General features: G+C 32.3%; 3 protein-coding genes. All 3 read right to left on the minus strand.

The annotated features are described in order from the left end of the window. Positions 1–190: 190 nt before the first annotated feature. The 3 genes from MW688_RS08685 to MW688_RS08695 all read right to left on the minus strand — a co-directional run bounded on the left by MW688_RS08685 (position 191) and on the right by MW688_RS08695 (position 2,832). Positions 191–1,282, minus strand: a complete 1,092-nt coding sequence (locus MW688_RS08685) for a thioredoxin fold domain-containing protein (RefSeq protein WP_486735568.1) — start codon at positions 1,280–1,282, stop codon at positions 191–193. A 1-nt stretch (position 1,283) separates the two neighbouring features. After that, entirely contained in the window at positions 1,284–2,009 is a 726-nt protein-coding gene (locus MW688_RS08690; protein WP_486735569.1) for a hypothetical protein, read from the minus strand. Positions 2,010–2,091: 82 nt separating this feature from the next. Beyond that, entirely contained in the window at positions 2,092–2,832 is a 741-nt protein-coding gene (locus MW688_RS08695) for a hypothetical protein (protein ID WP_486735570.1), read from the minus strand. Positions 2,833–2,907 lie beyond the last annotated feature (75 nt).

The raw sequence follows: 2,907 nt of genomic DNA on the forward strand, positions 1-2,907 counted from the left end.
GCTATTTGATTTTGTAGTTCTTGATTTTTCTTGCTAATTGTGCCCAACGGCCCGGCTACGTGCCGTGCCGGATTCTAAATTTACCATTTTCGTTCCATTTCACAAATGCTAGCGCAGCGGCTGTTCAATCTCATTTTCCCTCTCGAAGATTTTTACCGGCATGGCATGTAGCCATTGTTACCCCTCGTTTTTATTCCCTCAAAAAATCCAAAAATATTCCCAGATTTACATATCCCACCATTGATTCAAGTTCTCCTTTCCTATTCAATTTAGCTATTAAAGGATGTGAATTATTTCCAAATTCATTAATTTGAAAGTGTAGGTTTCGTTGACCAATAGTTCTTATCTTTTGTTTTCCAGAGATCTTTTGTTCGGCTTCTGGTACAACAGTATTATTGCTTACGTTTAACTCTACGAAAACAAAATTTTGCATTATTGTTTCCGATACCTCTCTTTTCGCTAATACATTTTCCTCTAGTTTTTCACAATTGATGCTTCTATCGTTGCGAAAATAAATCAATATAGGCTTATTAGTGTTTTGCTTTAATTCATCTATCTCGTTTATGGATAAATCTCGCAATACTTTAGAATAAATATTCGAGTATTTATCTTCGCTACCTATACTATTTTCAGTAAATTCTTCTAATAATTCCTTGTACGTTATTCCTTTTCTCGTTTCTTCTATTACTAGAATCTGTATTTCATTAATATCATTTTCATGGACTCCCAACTGATTTAGCAATTCTTTATGTTCCTTCCATTTTTTATTATCCACGATACTTGAATACAATTTATTCCTAGCCACCAATATATTTCTGATTTCAGTGTACTCATTCGGATTGAGGTTATCTAGCTCTCTGATTATATCTATTATCTTGATCTTATCTTTATGTGTACCGGACAATGAAAGCAGGAAACTTCCGAAAACTGGTTTTAGAAATATTATCTGGATATCTATTGAATCTAAACCACAAGATTGCAGATCAAAAAATTTCTCAACGAAACTCGTCATGTATTCTTCGTCATCAAATTTTTCAACTTCAAACTCAGTTTCTAATATGATTCCTTTACATGAGTAATCGAAATTTGCAAGATTTAAATCTTGTGAATTTAATACACTTCCAATTAAAGAAGTAAAGAATAAAAAAACGCCTTTTTTGTTTTTTATCAAATCCAAATTCAATTGCTTTTTTAAATGAGGGGTAACGGGTTGTGCAGACGCAGTACGCAGCGTAGCGGAGTATTGCCGTCTGCACCGTGTTGTGCCTCGTTGATTATTCATTTTAATTTAACCATTGTTCAAAATACAGTTTTTCAATTCTTTTTCTCTCAATTGAATCGACTACTTCTTTCAACTTCCAGTTAGATTCAAGTAACTCGGCTATATACCAAATTGACTCATCTTCTCTATCAAATTTTAAATCACGGTTCTTGTCCCGTAAAGTTTTAATTAGGATTTGTTTTGAATTAGGAACAACCTCGAAATGCTCTAAATATTCATTTTTTGGGGAAATCCTAATTAAACTATCACCATTCATTTTGGATACAAATAAGTATTCAGGGTCTTTATCATTGAGTTTATTGTCGTTATTAAAATCAAATTCGCAAATCTCATAAAGAATATAGTCCCCTAAACCTTTATAATTATCGCTCCTTTTATTTCTCTCAATATGAATCTGCGATATTCTGATCTTCTTATCAGTCAGTAATTTTGTTTCTTCAGTTAACCGATCGTAAAAAAGAATATTCCAATATCTAGGAAACTCCATTGATGAATATTTATCTTCACTAAAAGTTCTTCTTGGATTTATTAGAGTTGTTGATATAGGCAGAATAATTTGGTTTGAACTATCAATAATAATAGGTGATTCATATTTAAACTTAAACTCGGAAAGAATTGAATCAATCTGATTTTTCGTCATGTCCTTATCTTGGACTTTTAATTCTTTGTTCTCTTCATTACAAGAAAACATTAAAGTTAACATTAAGACGGTTATCAATCTATTCATTTTGTTTGATTAATGAGGCACAACGGGAACGTGCAGCCGCAGTACGCAGCGCAGCGGAGTATTGTCGGCTGCACTGTGTTGGCTACCGTTTTTCTCCTTTTTGTATTATTTCAGTTGTCAGTCTATCCACAGTTTTTTTCAGCTCATTCTTATTCACATACTCTTGAAACAAAATCTGATCTATCGTTACTGATGGTCCCTCATCGTTTCTAATCAATGAAAATTGAAAGAGAAAAATTCCATAAACTTTTCTAGTTGTTCCATATTGAATATAGTCAACCTCTATACCAAAGGGAAGTAAATTGTTTTTTGAAATAGTAATAGTTTCGTTTTCATGCATCATATTTTGAATTACATATTGCTCTAAATTGAATTTCAACATCGAATAATAAAAATTATGATCTGGAGGAGTAAACTCCCAATCTGTATCTTTACCCATTATAGTTTTAGGTAAGTAAGCTTTAGCTATTTGAATTTTTATATCGTCTTGGAAGGGAATAATTTTAATTTTGTTTTCTTCCTCAATTATCTTGAAGTCCCAGATTGGCATTGCCTTATTAATCTCTTGCTGGATGGTTATCCCTAATAACTCTCTAGATATTAAAGTACTCCAATAAGTTAAAACCAAAATGAAAATTCCAGTTAAAATTCCTAACACTTCGATAGTCGGCTTAAATTCTCGGAAAACTGAATTCATCCGATTAAATAACTTTATTAATCTATGCTGAGTATTTCCTGAATTAGCATTACTTACACTGGAAGATTTAGCTGAATCAACTTTTTCTTTTTGTTGCTTATCTTTAGATTGATCGTCTTTCTTCATTCATTTTGGATTATTAAATGGTAGCCAACGGCCCGGCTACGTGACGTGCCGGACTCTAAATTTACCATTTTCGTT

Source organism: Johannesbaptistia floridana (genome assembly GCF_057440575.1).